The sequence below is a fragment of the Kitasatospora sp. NPDC004289 genome (assembly GCF_053602875.1).
The window spans coordinates 23,536-38,594 of the sequence record NZ_JBSGEL010000070.1; the positions used below are offsets into that span (position 1 = coordinate 23,536).

Consider the following 15,059-nt stretch of genomic DNA (forward strand, 5'->3'; position numbering starts at 1 on the left):
CGCCCTAGCCGAGGTGGGCGGCGAGCCACTCCGGGAAGGCCGTCAGGTCGTCCAGGACCACGTCCGCCCCGGCCGCGCCCAGCTCGGCCGCCGTGTACGGGCCGGTGGCGACGGCCACCGCCACCGCGCCGGCCGCCCGGGCGCCCCGGATGTCGCCGTAGTGGTCGCCGACGTAGACGCTCGCGCCGTGCTCGCGCAGCGCGTCGCCCTTGGTCTCGGCCCAGGTGTCGCCGACCAGCACGTCGACGGTCAGGCCGACGTGGTCCAGCTGGAGCCGGGCGTTGGGCTCGTACTTCCCGGTGACCACGGCCACCCGGCCGCCCGCCGCCCGGACCGCCGCCAGCGACTCGCTCGCGCCCGGCAGGACCAGGGTGCCGGGCAGCGCGTGCTCCCGGTACAGGCGGCGGTAGAGCGTGGCCGTCTCGGCGACCGCCTCGGCGGGGAACCAGTTGGCGATCTCCCGCTCCAGCGGCGGGCCGAGCCTGCTGACCACCAGGTCGCTGTCGATCGCCACGCCGGTCATCGCCGACAGGACGTCGTAGGTGGCCTTGATGCCCGGCCGGGTGTCCAGCAGCGTCATGTCGAGGTCGAACCCCACGGTGAGTGCCATGCCCCCACCCTAGGCACTGCCGTCGACCGCCCCGTGAACCGCCCATCACGCTTGCGGACTGACGGCCTTTCACCACCATCAATACCGGCAATTCGGACATAATCGGCTGCGACCCCCGCCGCCGCTCCGCCCGAGGTGCCCCGATGCCACGTCAGCCCACCCGCCGCGCCGCCCTCGCCGGGCTCGGCGCGGTCCTGCTGACCGGCTGCACCGACCAGCGGCCGGACACCCGCGCCACCGACCCCGTGATCGAGATCTCCCCCTCCCCCACCCCGCCCGTCACCGTGGACACCCCGAACGGCCCGGTCCAGGTGCCGGGCGGGCCGACCCGGCTGGTGGTCCTGGACACCGCGGAGCTCGACTCCGCCTTCACCCTCGGCATCCCCCCGCTCGCCGCCTCCCGCCCCGCGGCCGACCCCGGCCTTCCCGACTACTTCCCGGCCGCCTGGCTGGCACCCGTCCGCTCCGCCGGGACGGTCGGCAGCCCCGACTACGCGGCGATCCGGGCCGAACGCCCCGAGCTGCTGCTCGGCAACCAGACCCGGGACGCCGCCCACTACGAGGACCTGCGGGCCATCGGCCCCACCGTCCTCACCGCCACCACCGGGTACCCGTGGAAGGACAACTTCCGGGTGCACGCCCGCGCCCTCGGCCGCGAACAGCAGGCCGACGCCGTCACCGCCGAGTACGGGCGGCACATCGGCCGGGCCGCCCAGGCGATCGGCGCGGCGGGGAACGGCGGCGCCCGGATCAGCCTGGTCCGCTTCGTCGAGGGCTCGCCGACCGTCCGGCTCTACGGGCGGCAGAACTTCCCCGGCACCCTGCTCGCCGACCTGCGGCTCGGGCGGCCCCCGGAGCAGGACGTGGACGCCTTCGACGTGGAGGTGACGCCCGACCAGATCGGCCGGGCCGACGGCGACTTCCTGCTCTACGCCACCTACGGCGACCCCGCCCGGGCCGGCACCGACGCCGTCCTGGCCTCCCCCGCCTGGCAGTCGCTCGGCGCCGTCCGGGCCCACCGCGCCTTCCCCGTCGACGACCGCCTCTGGTACCAGGGCATCGGCTACACCGGAGCCAACCTGATCGTCGCCGAACTCCAACGCCTCCTCACCGGCTGACGCCGCGGCAGGGCAGCGCACCGGACGGTGAGGCAGGGGGCGCGAGGCTCTGCTGATCTGCGGCTCCGCCGCGCGGGCGCGAACCAGAGGCGACCCAGTGGCGGGCAGTGGCTACGCCTCTGGGGGCGCGAGGAACTGCGCGCGGGGGAACGGCAGCACCTGCAACTGGCTGACCTGCCGTCAGTTGCAGGTGAGCCGCCTTCCGACTCGCGCAGTTCCTCGCGCCCCCGGGGTGGCCTCCGGCGTCACGCCTCTGCCGCGGGCTTGCGGCGGCGCAGGGTGACCACCAGCAGGAAGACCGCCGTGAGGGCACCGGCCAGGCGCAGGACCCCCGGGGCGCCGTCCCAGACGGCGCGGCCCAGCTCCTCGGCCGGCGCCGGTTCGCCCCAGCGGCCCTGGGTGCGGCCCCACTGCCAGACCGAGGAGGCCGTCATGGTGCCCAGCGGGATCACCAGGGCGGCGAACTTGCGGGTGAGCGGGCCCAGGCGCGGGGCGATGTAGGCCAGCCCCCAGCCCGCGAGCAGGGCCAGCAGCTGCCCGGTGACGACTCCGGCGACCAGCACCGCGGCGGCCAGCAGCACCAGCGGCGAGGGCCGACGCCCCGTCAGGAACGAGCGTCGGGGGGCCGGAGAAGCCCCGGCACCGTCCGCATCGGCCGCCGCCGAGGGCTCCGGCTCCGCCGTCCGCTGCTCCGGGACCACCGGGGCGGGCGCGGCGGCCCGCTCGTCCGGGAAGTCGAAGACCACGCTGTCCCAGCCGGGGAAGTCCGCCGCGGACAGCGGCGGTCCACCGCGCTCGGCCCGGGCGATCAGGAAGGCGCTCTGCCCCGGCGGCACGGACGGCACGGACGGCTCGGGGGACGCGGGGGACGCGGACGGCGCGGGCGGTTCCGAGGGACGCGGCGGCACCGCCGGAGGCGTCACCGGCGCGGCCGGCGCCGGCACCTCGGGCGCGTACACCGAATCGGACACCCCGTCAGGACCCGCCGCCCCGGCCGCCGCCCCGGCCGGCTCCCCCGAGCGCTGTCCGCCGAGCACCCGCCAGGGCCCGTCCACCCGCCACCACTCATCCGCCACACGGCAGACCGTACCCCCGGCACCACCGATCAGTCAGCGGGTCGGCCACCCGGTCGGAATTGTCCCCAGCCTGTGGACGGAGCCCGCCGCCGCGCGGCCCCGCACCGGCCGTGCGACCGCCGTTTCTGTCCTCTTAACCCGGCGGCGACTAGTCTGGGTCGGATGACCGGTCAGCAGAGCAAGGCGCCCCGCACCCTCGCCGAAGAGCTGCGCGCCCGCAGCGACGAGGCGCTGGCCACGCTGCTGCACGCCCGCCCCGACCTGCTCAACCCGGTGCCCACCGACCTCACCCAGCTGTCCGCCCGGCTCTCCTCCCGGGCCTCCGCGCTGCGCGCGCTGGAGCGGCTGGACCGCTTCACCCTGCAGACCGCCGAGGCGCTGGCCGCCGCGCCCGACGGCTGCCCGGAGGCGACGCTCCGTCAGCTGCTGGCCGGCCCGGCCCGGGTGAAGCCGCATCCGGGCGCCGCCCCGGCCGACCGCGCCGCGATCACCGCCGCGCTGCCCGCGGCCCTGGAGACGCTGCGCTCCCAGGCCCTGCTCTGGGGCCCGGACTCGGCGCTGCGCCTGGTGATCGCGGTCCGCGAGGCACTCGCCCCCTCTGCCGCCAACCCCGGCCGCACGGGCCTGGGCCCGACCCTGGCCGACGCCACCGCCGGGATGTCCCCGGCCCGGCTGCAGCAGCTGCTGCACGGCGCCGGGCTGCCGGCCACCCCCGATCCGGTCACCGCCGTGGCCGCGCTCACCGCGCTGCTCCAGGACCGCAAGCGCTGCACCGCCCTGCTGGAGCAGGCACCGGCCGGTGCGCTCGCCCTGCTGGAGAAGCTGGTCTGGGGGCCGCCCTCCGGCACCGTGCCGGACGCGGCCCGGCAGGTCACCGCCGAGGAGGCCCGCAGCCCGGTGGAGTGGCTGCTGGCCCGCGGCCTGCTGCTGCCGAGCAGCCCCGGATCGGTGGTGCTGCCACGGGAGTTGGCGCTGCACCTGCGCGGTGGCCGCAGCCACCGCGAGGTCGAGCCCGCCCCGCCGGTGCTCACTCCCACCGCCGAGCGCGATCCCCTGGCCGTGGACTCCACCGCCGCCGGGCAGGCGTACACCGCCGTGCGCACGGTCGAGGAGCTGCTGGAGGCCTGGGGCCTGCAGCCGCCGCCCACCCTGCGCGCCGGAGGCCTCGGCGTCCGGGACCTCAAGCGGGCCGCGCTGCTGCTGGACTGCCCCGAGCCCACCGCCGCCTTCTGGCTCGAACTCGCCTACGCCTCCGGCCTGTTGGCCCCCGACGGGGAGGCGGACGAGCGCTGGGCACCGACCCCCGCCTACGACCTCTGGCTCCAGCAGCCGACGCCCGAGCGCTGGGCCCTGCTGGCCCGCAGCTGGCTGGCCGCCACCCGGGTGGCCGGGCTGACCGGCACCCCCGACGGCAAGGGCAAAGCCCGGGCCGCGCTCGGCCCCGAGCTGGACCGCACCCTGGCCCCCTCGGTGCGCCGGGCCGCCCTCACCGCGCTGGCCTCGCTGCCGCCCGGCTCGGCGGCCGACGCCGGGGCCCTGCTGCCGCTGCTGCGCTGGCAGCGCCCGCTGCGCGGCGGCCCGGCCGGCCCCGACGGCCGGGACTTCCGCGACCACCTGACCGAGTGGGCGCTCCAGGAGGCCGAGTCGCTCGGCGTCACCGGCCGGGGCGCGCTCGCCTCCCCCGCCCGCGCGCTGCTCACCGGGGCCGATCCCGAGCCCGTCCTGGAGCCGCTGCTGCCGCAGCCGCTGGACCACGTCATCCTCCAGCCCGACCTGACCGCGATCGCCCCCGGCCCGCTGCTCACCCCGCTGGCCCAGGCGCTGGCCCTGTGCGCCGAGATCGAGTCCAAGGGCGGCGCCACCGTCTACCGCTTCACCACCGACTCGGTCCGCCGCGCCCTGGACGCCGGGCGGACGGCGGGCGACCTGCACGCCTTCCTGGCGCAGCACTCCCGCACCCCGGTGCCGCAGCCGCTGAGCTACCTGATCGACGACGTGGCCCGGCGGCACGGCGTGCTCCGGGTCGGCGCCGCCTCCTCCTACCTGCGCTGCGACGACCCCGGTCTGCTCGCCGAGGTGCTGGCCGACCGGCGGGCCGGGGAGCTCCGGCTGCGGCTGCTGGCCCCCACCGTGCTGGCCGCCCAGGCCGGGCCGGAGACGCTGCTCTCGGTGCTCCGCTCGATGGGCTACGCCCCGACCGCCGAATCGGCCGAGGGCGACGTGCTGCTGACCCACCCCGACAGCCACCGCACCCCGCCGCGCTCCGCGCCCGTACCGGTGCCGGACGGCCCGCCGGTGCCGGACGAGGTGCTGCTCGCCGCCGCCGTCCGGGCCGTCCGGGCGGGGGACCTGGCCGCCACCGCCGTCCGCCGCGAGACCGTCGCGGGGCCGGCCGCGGACCGGCCGCAGACCGGTCCGGCCCGCACCGACCTGCGCCAACTCCCGCGCACCGCCGCGGCGGACACGCTGGCCGCGCTGCAGACCGCGGTGCTGCTGGGCGAGCGGATGTGGATCGGCTACGTCAACGCCGAGGGCTTGGCCTCCCAGCGGGTGGTCGACCCGGTCAAGGTCGAGGGCGGCTTCGTCACCGTGTACGACCACCTCAGCGACGAGGTGCGCACCTTCGCCCTGCACCGGATCACCGGCGTGGCCGAACTCGCCGACCAGTAGACCGCCCTCCAGCCCTAGGAGCCCAGCCATGGAGCAGCTCGCACCCGGTATCCGGTACGCCGTGATGGACCGTCACGGCGGGGTGAGCCGGGCCCCGTTCGACTCCCGCAACCTCGGCGGCCGCACCGCCGACGACCCGGAGAACGTCCGCCGCAACCGCGAGCTGACCGCCCGCGAGCTCGGCCTGGACCCGGCCCGGGTGGTGATGATGCGCCAGGTGCACGGCACCGAGGTCGCCTACGTCACCGAGCCCTACGACCCGCGCACCGCACCGCCGTTGGACGGCATCGTCACCGACCGGCCGGGCCTCGGCCTGGTCGCGCTGGCGGCCGACTGCGCGCCGGTGCTGATCGGCGACCCGGTCCGCCGCCTGATCGGCGCCGCGCACTCCGGCCGGGCCGGGACGGTGGCGGGCATGGCGCCCGCGCTGGTCGCCGCGATGACGGCCCGCGGCAGCGAGCCGTCCGACCTGGTCGCCCTGGTCGGCCCGCTCGCCTGCGGCCGCTGCTACGAGGTGCCGCAGGCGATGCAGGACGAGGCCTGCGAGGCGCTCCCCGAGCTGCGCTCGACCACCCGCCGGGGCACCCCCGCCCTGGACGTCCGGGCCGGCATCACCGCCCAGCTCACCCGGGCCGGGGTCGGGGAGATCCGGCACGACGACCGCTGCACCATCGAGGACGAGGACTTCTTCTCGCACCGCCGGGAACAGGAGACCGGCCGGTTCGCCGCCTACGTCTGGCTCGACTGACCTACTTCTGCTGCTGCTTCTTCGCAGCCTCTTCCTGCTGCTGCTTCTTCGCCTGCTCCATCAGCGTCTCCGGGTCCGGCGGGGTCGGGTCGACACCGGTCAGCAGCTCGGCCCCGGTGAACGCCACCAGCCCGAACACCCCGCCGGCCTTGGAGACGTCCGGCATCCCGGCGGGCGCCGCCGCCGAGGCGGGAGCGGCGGCGGCGGCCAGCGCGGCCCCGGAGAGCGCGACGGCGGCGAACAGACGATTCGTCTTCTTCATGCCCTGCCCAACGACGGTTCCGGGCACCCGTCACCCTTTTCCACCCGCATGCGGGACACTGGAAGGTCTGCGCCCGAGAACCGGAGGACTTCCCGCGTGAACGACGGACCGCTCATCGTCCAGAGCGACAAGACGCTGCTGCTGGAGATCGACCACCCGAAGGCCGCCGACTGCCGACGGGCCATCGCGCCGTTCGCGGAGCTCGAGCGGGCGCCGGAGCACGTGCACACCTACCGGGTGACGCCGCTCGGCCTGTGGAACGCGCGGGCCGCCGGGCACGACGCCGAGCAGGTGGTGGACGCCCTGGTGAACTACTCGCGCTACCCGGTGCCGCACGCCCTGCTGGTGGACGTGGCCGACACCATGGCCCGGTACGGGCGGCTGCAGCTGTCCAAGCACCCGGTGCACGGCCTGGTGCTGACCACCACCGACCGGCCGGTGCTGGAGGAGGTGCTGCGGTCGAAGAAGATCGTGCCGCTGGTCGGCCAGCGGATCGACCCGGACACCGTGGTCGTGCACCCCTCGGAGCGCGGCCAGATCAAGCAGGTGCTGCTGAAGCTGGGCTGGCCGGCCGAGGACCACGCCGGGTACGTGGACGGCGAGGCGCACCCGATCGAGCTGGACCAGGACGGCTGGCAGCTGCGGCCGTACCAGCAGCAGGCCGTGGAGGGCTTCTGGCACGGCGGCAGCGGCGTCGTGGTGCTGCCCTGCGGCGCGGGCAAGACCCTGGTGGGCGCGGCGGCGATGGCCGAGGCCAAGTCGACCACGCTGATCCTGGTGACCAACACCGTCTCGGCCCGGCAGTGGAAGCACGAGCTGGTGAAGCGGACCTCGCTGACCGAGGACGAGATCGGCGAGTACAGCGGGACGAAGAAGGAGATCCGCCCGGTCACCATCGCCACGTACCAGGTGATGACGACCAAGCGGAAGGGCGTGTACGCGCACCTGGAGCTGTTCGACGCGCGGAACTGGGGCCTGGTGGTCTACGACGAGGTGCACCTGCTGCCCGCGCCGGTCTTCAAGTTCACCGCCGACCTGCAGGCCCGGCGGCGGCTCGGGCTGACCGCCACCCTGGTCCGCGAGGACGGCCGGGAGGGCGACGTGTTCTCGCTGATCGGGCCGAAGCGCTTCGACGCCCCGTGGAAGGAGATCGAGGCGCAGGGCTACATCGCCCCGGCCGACTGCTGCGAGGTCCGGGTGACGCTCACCGACTCGGAGCGGCTGGCGTACGCGACCGCCGAGCCCGAGGAGCGGTACCGCTTCTGCGCCACCACCGCGACCAAGCGGCGGGTGGTGGAGGCACTGGTCAAGAAGCACGAGAAGGACCAGACCCTGATCATCGGTCAGTACATCGACCAGCTGGACGAGTTGGGCGAGGTGCTCGGCGCTCCGGTGATCAAGGGCGAGACCAGCAACGCGCAGCGGGAGAAGCTGTTCGACGCGTTCCGGTCCAAGGAGATCAGCGTGCTGGTGGTCTCCAAGGTGGCCAACTTCTCCATCGACCTGCCGGAGGCGACCGTCGCCATCCAGGTCTCCGGGACCTTCGGTTCCCGGCAGGAGGAGGCCCAGCGGCTGGGCCGGGTGCTGCGGCCGAAGGCGGACGGGCACTCCGCGCACTTCTACTCGGTGGTGGCGCGGGACACCGTGGACCAGGACTTCGCGGCGCACCGCCAGCGCTTCCTGGCCGAGCAGGGCTACGCGTACCGGATCGTGGACGCGGACGACGTGCTCTGACCGGTCGTCAGTACTTGACGCCGTCGCGGCCGAGGAAGACCACGCGGGCGGCGGTGTCGAGGGCGATCCCGACGTTGCGGACGGCCGCGGCGAACGGGCTGCGGCGGCGGCCGGGGGCGACGGGGCGGTGGGTGTGCCGGGTGCTGTTCATGCCTCCACGGTAGGGACCGCCCGGCGCCCCGGGCGTCAGCCCGCAGGGCGCTCCGCTCTCGTCCTTCCGGCGTACCGGCCCCCGACCTCGGGGGGACCGGGCTCCGGGTGAACCCCGAGCAAATGATTGGCATCGCGGCCGGGGGCGGGTCTAGGATCTCCGGTCTTGCCCCCTCCCGAACCGTGGTGCCGTCGTCGCGGCAGCCGTGGGAGCCCGTCCCGGTCGGAAACCGGGCGGCCCACCGTGAGCCAACGACGATCCGCCACCACGAGGTGGCCGGGAAGGTTTGCCGTGCACACCGCCGCTTCACCCGGGGCCGCTTCACCCGGGGCCGCTCCCCTCGGGGCCGATCCGCTCCAGCTCGAACGCGACCACCTGGCCTCCTCCCGCGCGGCCCTGCGCGCGATGCGCGAGGACGCCGAATCGCTGGACCTGCGGGACGTGACGGGGACCTGGGTCTCCGCCGCCGTCCTCCAGCACCAGGTGGAGCAGCGCATCGCCGCACTCGCCGACATGGCGCACACCCCGCTGTTCTTCGGCCGTCTGGACTACCTGCACGCGATCAGCGAGGAGCTGGCCGAGGGCGGCAAGGGCGAGCGCTTCTACATCGGGCGCCGGCACGTGCACGACGCCGGGGGCGACCCGATGGTGATCGACTGGCGCGCGCCGGTCTCCCAGCCCTTCTACCGGGCCAGCCGCACCGAGCCGCTGGACGTCGAGAAGCGCCGCCGGTTCGGTTACACCGGCGGGGAGTTGACCGCCTACGAGGACGAGAACCTGTCCGACCCGGCGGAGACCGACACCACCTCCGCCCTGCTCGCGGCCGAGATCGAGAAGCCCCGCGTCGGCCCGATGCGCGACATCGTGGCCACCATCCAGCCCGAGCAGGACGAGATCGTCCGGGCCGAGATCGGCGGCACCATCTGCGTCCAGGGGGCGCCCGGCACCGGGAAGACCGCCGTCGGCCTGCACCGGGTGGCGTACCTGCTCTACGCGCACCGCGAGCGCCTCGCCAAGTCCGGCACCCTGGTGGTCGGGCCGAACAGCTCCTTCCTGCACTACATCGAGCAGGTCCTGCCCGCCCTGGGCGAGTTGGACGTCGCCCAGGCCACCGTGCAGGAGCTGGTGAAGCACGTCGAGGTGCGCGGCGAGGACTCCGCCGAGGCGGCCTCGGTCAAGGGCGACGCCCGGATGGCCGAGGTGCTGCGGCGAGCCGTGCGCTCCGGCATCACCCTGCCCACCGAGCCGCTGGTGGTGCAGCGCGGCTCCCGGCGCTGGCGGCTGCCGACGTACGAACTGGCCGAGATCGTCGAGGAGTTGACCGGCCGGGAGATCCGGTACGGGGCGGCCGGCGAGGCGCTGCCGCAGCGGATCGCGCACGCGGTGCTGCTCAAGATGGAGCAGGGCGGCGAGGCCCCCGACGACCGGGTGCAGGACTCGGTGGCCCGCAACCCGCAGGTGAAGGCGGCGGTCAAGGCCTGCTGGCCCCCGGTGGACCCGGCCAAGCTGGTGCACCGGCTGCTCTCCGACGCCGCCTTCCTGGCCGCCTGCGCGGAGGGGATCCTCACCGAGGAGGAGCAGGCGGTGGTGCTCTGGCCCAAGCCGGGGCGCTCGGTGCGGACCGCCCCGTGGACCGCCGCCGACGCGGTGCTGGTCGACGAGACCACCGACCTGGTGCGGCGCACCCCCTCGCTCGGCCACGTGGTGCTGGACGAGGCGCAGGACCTCTCCCCCATGCAGTACCGGGCGGTCGGGCGCCGCTGCTCCACCGGCTCGGCCACCGTGCTGGGGGACCTCGCGCAGGGCACCACCCCCTGGGCGACCGGGAGTTGGGCCGAGGCCCTGCACCACCTGGGCAAGGAGGGCGCCCACGTGGAGGAGCTCACCAAGGGCTTCCGGGTGCCCGAGGAGGTCATCGCCTACGCCTCCCGGCTGCTGCCCGCCATCGCCCCCGGCCTGGCCCCCGCCACCTCGGTCCGCGACGCCCCCGGCTCGCTGACCATCGCCCGGGTCTCCCCCGAGGCGCGGGACTCCGCCGTGGTCGAGGCCTGCCGGGCCGCCCTGGAACGGGAGGGCTCCACCGGCCTGATCGCCGCCGACGCCCGGATCGACGCCCTCGGCGAGCTGCTCACCGAGGCCGGCCTCCCCTTCCTCGACCCCGGCACCGAGACCAGCGCCGAGGCCCGCCTCACCCTCGTCCCGGCCTCACTGGCCAAGGGCCTGGAGTACGACTACGTGGTCCTGGAGGAGCCCGCCGCCGTGGTGGCCGGCGAGCCCGACCTGCGGACCGGCCTGCGCCGCCTGTACGTCGCGCTCACCCGCGCCGTCTCCGGGCTCGCGGTGGTGCACGCCGAGCCGCTGCCGGCCGAACTGGACTGAGACGCGCGCAGGGCCCGGGACGCCGTGCAGCGTTCCGGGCCCTGCGCGTGGGGTCGCTCAGCCGTCGATCAGGGCGCGCCACTCGGCGACCTTGGCCGGGTCGACCGGGGTGTCCCAGCCGTTCGCCCGGACCGGGCCGCCGACGTGGAAGGCGTCGAAACCGGCCGCGCGCAGGCCCGGGACGTGCTCGGCCCGCAGGCCGCCGCCGATCAGGATCCGCTGGCGGTAGCCCGGGTCACCGGCCTTGGCGAGCTCGCCGGCCAGCACCTCCTGACCGTCCGTCACACCGGTGGCGGCACCGGAGGTGAGGAAGGTGTCCAGGCCGGGCAGGTCGGCGACGGCGGCGCGCAGGGCGTCCCGGTCGGCGCTGTGGTCGATCGCGCGGTGGAAGGTCCAACGGCAACCGGACACCGCCTCCGCCACGGCCGTGGTGGCGGCCAGGTCGACCGCGCCCTCGGCGTCCAGGAAGCCGAGCACGAACTCCTCGGCGCCCTCGGCGCGCAGCGCGGCGGCCCGCTCGCGCAGCTCGTCCACGCTGCCGGGGGTGAAGCCGTCGCGGATCCGGAGCATCACCCGCAGCGGGATGGAGACGGCGGCGCGGATGGCGGCGAAGTCGGCCAAGGCAGGCGTCAGACCGTCCGCGGCCATGTCGGCGACCAGTTCGAGCCGGTCGGCCCCGCCCGCCTCGGCCGCCTGGGCATCCTGCACCGTCAGGGCGATCACTTCGAACATTGGTCTAGACATATCGCTAACCCTGCCACATCCGGAGGCCGCTGGGCGAGCCCCCTGCACGGGAAACGGAAGGGCCCGCCGGGCGGCGGACCTGGACCGGGGCTGTCTCCTTGGTAGGGCCGGATCAGCGGGCGTCGTTGGGGTGCGTGCCTCGGCGGCGCCGAGGAGGGAGTCCATGCGGAGCATCGGCGACTGACGAGAAGCCGGCGAGGTGCGTGCCCCGGCGGCGGCCGCCCGGCCCTACCAAGGAGACAGCCCCGGGCTTCCGCACCGCCCGACGGGCCCGCATCCCGCGTCCGCCCGTCCGCCGGGTCAGAGCACCGGCACCCCGGCCCGTCGGCCGCCCGTGAGCAGCCGGGCCGCCAACAGCAGGGTGGCCCCGACCAGCAGCGCCGCCGGAGCCAGCCGCCACACGCCGCCGACCTGCTCCCAGAGCGAGAACAGGCTGAACGCGGCGGTCAGCGGCAGCACCGCCAGGCCCACGGCCGCGGGCAGCAGCCTGTCCCGGGCGGCGAACAGCAGCAGCACCAACGGGACCAGCAGGAGCGCCACCGGCCACCAACCGTCCATCAGGTTGCGGGTGCTGTAACCCCCCTGGGCCCGGGTCACGGCGAACCCGGCGGCGGCCCCGGCCAGGATCAGCAGCCGGTCGGCCCGGCCCCGTCCGTCCAGCAGCGCGGCCGGGGCCGCGGCCACCATCGCCCCGCCCACCAGATGGGGCACCACCGCGGTGGCGCTGTAGAAGAAGAACCAGGCGTCCCAGCCGTCCGGCCCCCACAGCCCGGCCGCGAGGTCACCGAGCCGGACCACCGCGAGCAGCGCGACCACCACGCCCAGCGTCCGGGCCGCCCGCCAGGCACCGGTGGCGGCGGCCAGCGCCAGCAGCACCGGGACGACGGCCAGGCCCAGCAGCGCGAGGTTCCCGGTCAGCTCGCCCCAGGGGGCGTGCAGACCCGACCGGGCCGCCTGCCGCATCCGGAACGCCCGCTCGTCGCCGATCCCCGGCAGCACGCTCAGACCGACCAGCGCCCCCGCCAGCAGCGGGGCGCCGGCCGCGAGCAGCCGGCCGCCGAGCGCGGTGTCGGTCAGGCCCGTCCGCATCCGCAGACCGTAGGCCGCCAGGTCGAACGCCTCCCGGGCCGTGGCCAGCCGGCCGGCCCCCGCCGTGACGTCGGCGAACACCTCGGCCAGCTCGTCCCCCCGGTCCCGGCGGTAGCGGGCGGGGTAGAGCGCGAGGGCGGTGCGCAGCGCGACGCTCATGCCGTCGCCCCCTTCGGCGCGGCGACGCCCCCGAGGCGGCGGCGCGCCTCCGTCGCGACGGTGTGCAGCCGCTCGGCCTCGGCGGCCAGCACGCCGCGCCCGCCGTCGGTGAGGGCGTAGGTGCGGCGGGCCCGGCCGTCGACGACCTCCTCCGCGGAGACCTCGATCAGGCCCTGCTGGAGCAGGCGGTCCAGCGCTCCGTAGAGGGTCCCGGTGCGCATCTTCACCCGGCCCCCGGAGATCGCGTCGATCTCCTGGATCAGCGCGTATCCGTGCCGGGGGGCGTCGGCGAGGGCGGTGAGCAGCAGCAGCGTGGGCTCCTGCATGGCACGTTCGGTCATGCACCTACATATATCGCCGGACTGCCTATCCGCGCCACCCCTGCCGCAGCCCGAGGCCGGTGGTCATGCCGGGGGCGCGGCTCGAGGGACGTACGTGGCTGCGCCCCGCAGGGGCGCGGGGAACTGCGCGCCGGGGAACGGCAGCACCTGCAACTGGCTGACGTGCCCTCAGTTGCAGGTGAGCCGCCTTCCGACCCGCGCAGTTCCTCGCGCCCCCAGGGTGACCACTTTCGGCTGCCGGAGGTCAGGCGTCGCGGCGCGCTGCTCCGAGGAGTCCCGCCAGCAGCGGGAGCGCCAGGGCCAGGACGGCGATGCTCGTCCACGGGACGTCGGACGGGCTGAGGACCGGTGGTGCGCCCATCACGCCCGCCACCCGGGAGCGCAGCAGGGCGTACGCCGGGACGAAGCCGCTGACCGTACCGAGCAGTGCGCCGAGCAGCACGATCAGTCCGGCCTGGAGGCCGGCGACGGTCCGCCGGGTGCGGGGCCGGGCCCCGACCGCCGAGAGCACCGCGCGCTCGCGCCGCGCGTCCGCCGCGGCCAGCGCGGTGGAGACCAGCGCGGCGCCGAGCACCACGACTGCCGCGAAGCCGGCGATCGCGATCTGCATCACGCCGTCCTTGGCCCGGAAGCCGCGCTCCACCACGAACTCGGAGTGCGGGGCGAGCCGGGCGACGGTGGCGGCGGCCCGCTGTTCGGCGCGCTCGGTGACCGGTCCGGCGGGCCGCCAGATCAGCCCGGCAGGTGCGACGGCGAGGCCGAGCTGACGGACCGTCCGCTCGCCGATCACCAGCGGCACGTAGCGCTGTCCGGCCGGGAGGTCGACCAGGACGGCGTCCACCGGAACGGTCCTGTACTCCATGGCGGCGCCCTGCATCTGGAGCTCGGCCTTGCCGTCGTGCAGGTACGCCGGATCGGTCACCACCGCCTTGCCCGCCGCCAGCGCGGCCTCGGCGGCCGGGTCGTGCAGGGCCAGCAGGTTGCGCAGCACGGCGGCGTCGCCGACCACCGCCCGGTCGAGCCCGCCCCGGCCGAAGCGGTCGGGACCCTTGGCCTGCACGACGGAGCTGCAGGTGTCGCAGAACCTGTACTCGGCCTGGAAGAGGTCGGCCCGCTCCCCCAGCTCGGGGAGGTCCTGGGGCAGGGCGGTGCGCAGCTGCGGCATCGCGTCCTGGTCGCCGTAGAGGTTGACCCGGACCGAGTTGGCCGGCTGGAGCATCCGGTAGCCGGCCCGGTCCTGGGCCTCGGCGCCGGAGGTGTGCACCCCGACCGCGACGGCGCCGGCCACCGCGGCGAGCACCGCGGCGACGGCCGGGGCGGTCCGCGAGCGGTGCCGGGAGGCGTCCCGTAGGGCCAGCCGGGGGCCGACCGGGAACCAGCGGGCCAGCTTCCCGAGCCCGGCCAGCAGCAGCGGGGTGACGAGCAGCAGCCCGAGCTCGGCCAGCACGCCGCCGCCCAGCACCGTGAGGGTCCGGACGGACAGCCCGGCCAGTACCGGCATCCCGCCGACCGGTGCGAGCACCGCCCCGCCGATCGCCAGTGCGGCCCCGGCCACGCCCAGGGCCAGGCCCGCCAGCGGCACCCAGCGGCCGGAGCGGCGCACCGGGTCACGGTCGGCCAGCCCGGCCAGCACCTCGCGGCGTCCGGCCTGGAGGGCGGGTTGCAGGGCGGCGGCCAGGGCGGTGACCACGCCGACCAGCAGGATCAGCAGCAGGTCGGACGGACGGATCGTCAGGGCGCCGAAGCGGCTGCCACCCCAGGCCTCGATCTGCGGGCGGAGAGCGGAGACCAGCAGGATGCCGAGCACACCGCCGGCCGCGGCACCGACCGCGCCGAGCACCAGACCGCCGCCGAGCACCACGGTGCGGACGTGACCGGGGCGGCCGCCGGCGAAGACCTCGGACAGGCGTTGGCGGGCGAAGTCGAGCATCAGGCGGACGGCTTCGTCGATCTGCGGGGACGGGTTCTCCAGGCGCAT

Annotated in this window: 13 protein-coding genes; 5 read left to right on the top strand and 8 right to left on the bottom strand. The window is 75.7% G+C overall.

Features of this window, described 5'->3' with window-relative positions; genetic code table 11:
- Positions 1 to 4 precede the first annotated feature (4 nt).
- A complete protein-coding gene (locus tag ACWEPF_RS32530; RefSeq protein ID WP_452175393.1) occupies positions 5 to 610 on the bottom strand; it encodes an HAD family hydrolase in 606 nt (201 codons plus the stop codon).
- 143 nt (positions 611 to 753) lie between these two features.
- Between ACWEPF_RS32530 and ACWEPF_RS32535 the strand changes: the two genes are divergently transcribed.
- Entirely contained in the window at positions 754 to 1,728 is a 975-nt protein-coding gene (locus tag ACWEPF_RS32535) for an ABC transporter substrate-binding protein (RefSeq protein ID WP_452175394.1), read from the top strand.
- Between the two features lie 245 nt (positions 1,729 to 1,973).
- Here ACWEPF_RS32535 and ACWEPF_RS32540 read toward each other — a convergent pair whose 3' ends face one another.
- On the bottom strand, positions 1,974 to 2,804 hold the full coding sequence (locus ACWEPF_RS32540; protein ID WP_452175395.1) for a hypothetical protein: 831 nt from the start codon (positions 2,802 to 2,804) through the stop codon (positions 1,974 to 1,976).
- 162 nt (positions 2,805 to 2,966) lie between these two features.
- On the opposite strand from ACWEPF_RS32540, the gene ACWEPF_RS32545 reads away from it, so the two are divergent.
- On the top strand, positions 2,967 to 5,474 hold the full coding sequence (locus tag ACWEPF_RS32545; RefSeq protein ID WP_345283734.1) for a helicase-associated domain-containing protein: 2,508 nt from the start codon (positions 2,967 to 2,969) through the stop codon (positions 5,472 to 5,474).
- Positions 5,475 to 5,502: 28 nt separating this feature from the next.
- Positions 5,503 to 6,222, top strand: a complete 720-nt coding sequence (gene pgeF / locus ACWEPF_RS32550) for a peptidoglycan editing factor PgeF (RefSeq protein ID WP_452175396.1) — start codon at positions 5,503 to 5,505, stop codon at positions 6,220 to 6,222.
- A gap of 1 nt (position 6,223) precedes the next feature.
- Here pgeF and ACWEPF_RS32555 read toward each other — a convergent pair whose 3' ends face one another.
- Positions 6,224 to 6,484: a hypothetical protein gene (locus ACWEPF_RS32555; RefSeq protein ID WP_345283730.1), complete on the bottom strand. Its 261-nt coding sequence runs from the start codon at positions 6,482 to 6,484 to the stop codon at positions 6,224 to 6,226.
- 96 nt (positions 6,485 to 6,580) lie between these two features.
- Here ACWEPF_RS32555 and ACWEPF_RS32560 point away from each other — a divergent pair, with 96 nt between their 5' ends.
- Positions 6,581 to 8,218, top strand: a complete 1,638-nt coding sequence (locus ACWEPF_RS32560) for a DNA repair helicase XPB (RefSeq protein WP_345283728.1) — start codon at positions 6,581 to 6,583, stop codon at positions 8,216 to 8,218.
- 7 nt (positions 8,219 to 8,225) lie between these two features.
- On the opposite strand, the gene ACWEPF_RS32565 is transcribed toward ACWEPF_RS32560, so the two are convergent.
- Complete coding sequence (locus ACWEPF_RS32565; protein ID WP_345283726.1) at positions 8,226 to 8,369, bottom strand: hypothetical protein; 144 nt, start codon at positions 8,367 to 8,369, stop codon at positions 8,226 to 8,228.
- A gap of 291 nt (positions 8,370 to 8,660) precedes the next feature.
- Here ACWEPF_RS32565 and ACWEPF_RS32570 point away from each other — a divergent pair, with 291 nt between their 5' ends.
- Positions 8,661 to 10,748, top strand: a complete 2,088-nt coding sequence (locus ACWEPF_RS32570; RefSeq protein ID WP_452175397.1) for a HelD family protein — start codon at positions 8,661 to 8,663, stop codon at positions 10,746 to 10,748.
- 57 nt (positions 10,749 to 10,805) lie between these two features.
- On the opposite strand, the gene ACWEPF_RS32575 is transcribed toward ACWEPF_RS32570, so the two are convergent.
- The 4 genes from ACWEPF_RS32575 to ACWEPF_RS32590 all read right to left on the bottom strand — a co-directional run.
- Positions 10,806 to 11,480, bottom strand: a complete 675-nt coding sequence (locus ACWEPF_RS32575) for a copper homeostasis protein CutC (protein ID WP_452175398.1) — start codon at positions 11,478 to 11,480, stop codon at positions 10,806 to 10,808.
- Between the two features lie 312 nt (positions 11,481 to 11,792).
- Complete coding sequence (locus tag ACWEPF_RS32580; RefSeq protein WP_452175399.1) at positions 11,793 to 12,740, bottom strand: hypothetical protein; 948 nt, start codon at positions 12,738 to 12,740, stop codon at positions 11,793 to 11,795.
- Positions 12,737 to 13,081 carry a PadR family transcriptional regulator gene (locus ACWEPF_RS32585; protein ID WP_345283718.1) on the bottom strand — a complete coding sequence of 115 codons (345 nt, stop codon included), beginning with the start codon at positions 13,079 to 13,081 and terminating at the stop codon, positions 12,737 to 12,739. The genes ACWEPF_RS32580 and ACWEPF_RS32585 overlap by 4 nt, the downstream gene beginning before the upstream one ends.
- A gap of 244 nt (positions 13,082 to 13,325) precedes the next feature.
- Positions 13,326 to 15,059 (bottom strand): ABC transporter permease (locus ACWEPF_RS32590; protein WP_452175400.1); only part of this gene is annotated, 1,734 nt, incomplete at its 5' end.